Raw genomic sequence first — 4,384 nt, forward strand, 5'->3', positions numbered from 1 at the left:
ATGTAACATGCGACACGGATGCGGAGATTGATCGGGTATTCGGGAGGCTGTCCGACGGGGGATTCGTTCTTATGCCGCTAGGAGCTTACCCGTTCAGCGAAAAGTTCGGCTGGGTTCAAGACAAGTTCGGCGTCTCCTGGCAGTTGAATCTTGACAAAAAATAACCCAGCCGGACGGCTCTCGATCAGGGATCCAGCGGTTGTCCGAACGTTAACAAATGTTTACGAATCAAGGTCAAAAGGTGCCAAGAACCGCCGCAGGAAGGCAGCGGTTCTTGGCTTTTTTGCTCCAAAGCCAACGCTTGAACATCGACAAAAAATGACGCTAAACAACATTTTACAAAAAAATGACTTGAATTTACCCGAAATATCGCATATTATTTTCTATACGAGCAATATATTAGGCAAAATATTAGTTTTTTGTAATATTTATCGCACAGCTTGAATGTCTATTGCTCTAGAAACTATGTTTAGGGGGAACCTCCAAGTGAACACAAATGTAAATCCCGGGGCGAACGTGAACTACGCGAATCAGCCTCAATCCGCGCCGATCATCACGGTGAAAGATTGGCTCGTTACGATGCTGATTTTGATCATTCCGGTCGTAAATCTTATTATGCTGTTTGTATGGGCCTTTGGCGGCGGAGCGAATCCGAGCAAATCGAATTATGCGAAAGCCGCGCTGATCTGGATGGTCATCGGATTTGTCGTATATTTGATATTTACTTTTCTGATCATAGGTCTCGTCGGCAGTTCAATGAAGTAAGTTCATTCGATCAAGCAAGCCTGTGCCAAATCACAAAAAGATTTGGTGCGGGCTTTTTATTTTGCCGATCCCGCATAGGACAAAATCCGACTGCCATACGTTAGATCGTAGGCCGACTATATCCGACGAGCAGGAGGACAGACGATTGCATACCTCAAAAACCAAGCCCAACCCCTATCCGTTCCTTGCGATATCCGCATCGGATCTCAAGAAGGCCGTTGTGATTGATTTTATCTCCAGCACCGGGATTTACGCGATCGTCCGTAAAGTAACGGCTTCGGATCTGCTCGCCATTGCAGCCAGCATGGCTGCGAGCACCGCGCTGCAAAAATGGTCGGAGCGGCATCGGAAGAAAACATTGCCGCATCTGCGGCCAGCCAAAGTCATCCCTTGGCCCAGCCCGGAGAGCGCAAGGCGGACCCGCCTAACCTAACTGCTTATATCGGCAGGTTCGGTCCAATTGTTAAGTTTTTTTCCAAATAAATAAGCAGGCCCGTGCTTAAAAGTCGCATGGGCCTACTCTGCATCGAAGCGTATCGGTGCTGCGGGAACAATGCCGCAGCTTTATTTATTTTTCGGCTTCAGCTTCATCGCCGTCTTTGTCCCGGCGGCGCTAGCGGGTGGTCGAAGAGACCGTATAGTAATCGGACAGCTTGTAGAAAATGACCGTGAATTCGGTAAAGGCACCCTCTTCGCTTGCTGCTTCGAGTCCTATGCTCAGACGGTCCGCCATTTTTTTTGCGTAATACAATCCCATCCCCGTCGATTTCGTACCCGTCCGGCCGTTTTTGCCGGTAAACCCTTTATCGAAAATGCGGGGGATATCCTCTCGCGGAATGCCGATGCCATCATCTCGAATGCTGACGTAATAAGCCCGCTCCTCTTCCTTTACGGCGATCGTCAGCCGGCCGCCCGGTGGCGTATATTTGCTGCTGTTGTTCAGGATCTGGCATAAAATATCGAATACCCACTTTTTGTCGCTGATGACCGTAAACGGCTTCAAATCCGTCTCGATCTCGATATTTTTATGAATGAAGAACAGGGCGTTTTCTTTAATGGCGTTCCGCAATTCCTGACAGACGTCCACTTCCTCGGCGGTCATATCCTCATTGTAGTGCGTCGCCCGGGTCATCTGCAGCACCTGATGAATCCTGAATTTCATCTGCTCGATCTGGTTCCGCAGCTCGTGGCCACCCTCCATCTCCTCAAGCAGCAGCTCGCTCACCGCAAGGTTGACCTTGATATCGTGCACCCACTGCGTCATATATTCCTGGGTTTCGTTCATTCTTTTCTTGTACTCTTCTTCCTTCTCCAGAAACTGACTTTGCTGCCGCTCCAGAGCTTCAGTCAGCATATCGGTATAAAAATCGCCTTGGGGAGCGATTTTTCTCCTTCTTTCTCCCCTGTCGTGCAGGAAGCGGGCATATGTTCTCTTTTGCTTGACGTAGCCGTAAACGAAAAAGACAAGCTGCGTCGTAACGAGCAGAACGTCCATATAAACGATATCCGCGGCGCCTTGGCCGAGCGGCACGCTGCCGAACAAGACCGCGTTCGTCAGGAGCACCAGCACCGCATTGCTGATGAGCCACAGCTTGTGGCTTCGAATATAATCGCGCAGTCTCATGGGATGATGTAGCCCATTCCTTTTTTGGTATGGATAAAATCGCCGACGCCGATATCCTCCAATTTTTTTCTTAACCGGTTCATATTCACGGTGAGCGTATTCTCGTTGACATACAGATCGTCATTCCAGAGCTGCTTCATCAAGCTTTCCCGGGACACGACCTTCCCCTTGTTCTCCATCAGCGTCTTTAAGGTTCTAAACTCGTTTTTCGTTAAATCCAGACACGCTTCTCCGTAATAAAGCTTCGTATCGTTCAGATTGAGAATCACCTGGCTGCACTCGATCAGCTGCGTTTCGACCGTCCGGTACTCATAGGTGCGCCGGATAATCGCCTGCAGCTTCGCCACGAGCACGTGACTGTCAAAAGGCTTCTGAATATAGTCGTCTCCCCCGTTGTTCATCGCCATCACAATGTCCATGCTGCTGTCTCTGGAAGAAACGAAAACGATCGGGACGCTCGATACCTCCCTGATTTTCTTGCACCAGTAAAAACCGTCAAAAGCCGGAATGTTGATATCCATCAGCACGATATGCGGCTCGGCTGCTTCGAACGATTTCATCATATTTTCAAAGTCCTCGCAGACGACGGCATGATAGCCCCATTTGATAAGCAGCTTTCTCATGGCGTCCGCCAGATCCTTATCATCTTCGATGATTAGCAGGTTATACATCGTTTTCCATCCTTTTCCTAATTCAGGATTTTCCTATTAAAATAGTACCGTTCTATTAAGCTGTCGTCAAACGCTCCCTGCCTCCAAAGCAGGTACAGAAAAAGGGCCGCCCCTTGAGCCGCGAAGACGGCCTGTCAGGACAGCCCTGGATTGGTTATGCTGCCTTAAAAAACAGTGATTTTGCGGGTCTGCTGCAAAATATTCGTCAGCACCGCCGCATTGCTGAGCAAATAATCGGGGGCGAGCATCTCGCCATGCTTTCCGAAGCCTTGGTATCGCGTATACCGCTTGGTCGTATAGTCGCTCCAATCGACGATCGGAACGATAGCCGGATTCTCCGCTTTCGGGGCCTCTCCCGCTTTGTCCGCTTCAATGAAGTGAATGTTGGCGCCGATGACCTCGTCATTCGCGAGTCCGTTCAAATAATGGGAATACATTTCGATTTTATGCTTGACCTTGTCTTTGAAATCATCCGTTTCAAAGAGCTTCCGATAAAACGGACGGGCGTCGGCCTCCTCAAGGATGTCTTGATATACATTCGCGGTGTCCGCAGATTGAATCCTTACGACGGCGCTATCGAATTTATAGCTGTCCAGCAGGATCAGATCCGAAACCTCCAAGCCCCTGCGGGTCAGCTCGGCAGCAACCTCAAACGCCAAGTTGCCTCCGGCGGAGTAACCGAATAACACATACGGGCCTTCCTGCTGCTTGCTTGTCATTAAGCTGACATAGCGGTCGATCCGATCGTCACTTTCGATAAAATCAAACGCATAGAGCGAATGCGATCCGATCGCCTGCGCCAGCTCGCTATAAACGATTCCAAGCCCTGCTATCGGCGGGAAAGCGAAGATGTGTGCCTCTTTCTCCTCGTTAAGCAAATAGATGCCGTCCTCTTCGGAAGCTCGCCGGTATTCTTCCGTTACAATATACTGCGCGGCGAGCCTGATCGTCGGGTGCTTGTATAAGCTGTTTAATTCCAGAGCGACGCCGAACACGCTCTTGATGTTCGACAGCAGCTTGATCAGGCTTAAGGAGTTGCCTCCGACTTCGAAGAAATGGTCGTCGATGCCGATGCTGCTGACGCCGAGCACGTCCTGCCATATCTCCGCCAGCTTCGCCTCGGTACGGGTTCTCGGCGCTTCATAAGCGCCTTCGGCCAGCTCGTCCGGCGAAATCTCCGGCAGCGCCCGCACGTCCACCTTGCCGTTCGTCGTGAGCGGCAAGCTGTCCAGCGGCTTCAGGTAAGACGGTACCATGTAGTCCGGCAGGCTTTCTTTCAAATACGCCCGAACGGCCGACTTGTCCAATGTCCCTTCCACCGTCA

Annotated in this window: 6 protein-coding genes; 3 read left to right on the plus strand and 3 right to left on the minus strand. The window is 50.5% G+C overall.

Annotated elements, in window-relative coordinates; genetic code table 11:
- From QJ48_RS36210 to QJ48_RS24305, 3 genes are all read left to right on the plus strand, one after another.
- Positions 1-164 (plus strand): VOC family protein (locus tag QJ48_RS36210; RefSeq protein ID WP_193394490.1); only part of this gene is annotated, 164 nt, incomplete at its 5' end.
- A 322-nt stretch (positions 165-486) separates the two neighbouring features.
- The gene (locus QJ48_RS24300; protein ID WP_157261741.1) at positions 487-765 is read left to right on the plus strand and encodes a hypothetical protein; all 279 of its coding nucleotides are present in this window, start codon (positions 487-489) and stop codon (positions 763-765) included.
- 145 nt (positions 766-910) lie between these two features.
- Positions 911-1,198, plus strand: coding sequence for a hypothetical protein (locus tag QJ48_RS24305; protein WP_054976015.1), 288 nt, complete (start codon positions 911-913; stop codon positions 1,196-1,198).
- Positions 1,199-1,378: 180 nt separating this feature from the next.
- Here QJ48_RS24305 and QJ48_RS24310 read toward each other — a convergent pair whose 3' ends face one another.
- The 3 genes from QJ48_RS24310 to QJ48_RS24320 form a co-directional block, all read right to left on the minus strand.
- The gene (locus QJ48_RS24310; protein ID WP_054976016.1) at positions 1,379-2,389 is read right to left on the minus strand and encodes a sensor histidine kinase; all 1,011 of its coding nucleotides are present in this window, start codon (positions 2,387-2,389) and stop codon (positions 1,379-1,381) included.
- Positions 2,386-3,060, minus strand: coding sequence for a response regulator transcription factor (locus QJ48_RS24315; RefSeq protein ID WP_054976017.1), 675 nt, complete (start codon positions 3,058-3,060; stop codon positions 2,386-2,388). The genes QJ48_RS24310 and QJ48_RS24315 overlap by 4 nt, the downstream gene beginning before the upstream one ends.
- A gap of 164 nt (positions 3,061-3,224) precedes the next feature.
- Positions 3,225-4,384: thioesterase domain-containing protein (locus tag QJ48_RS24320; RefSeq protein WP_237763043.1), on the minus strand; the 1,160-nt coding region annotated here is incomplete at its 5' end.

The organism is Paenibacillus sp. A3, from assembly GCF_001399685.1.
Lineage (GTDB): Bacteria > Bacillota > Bacilli > Paenibacillales > NBRC-103111 > Paenibacillus_G.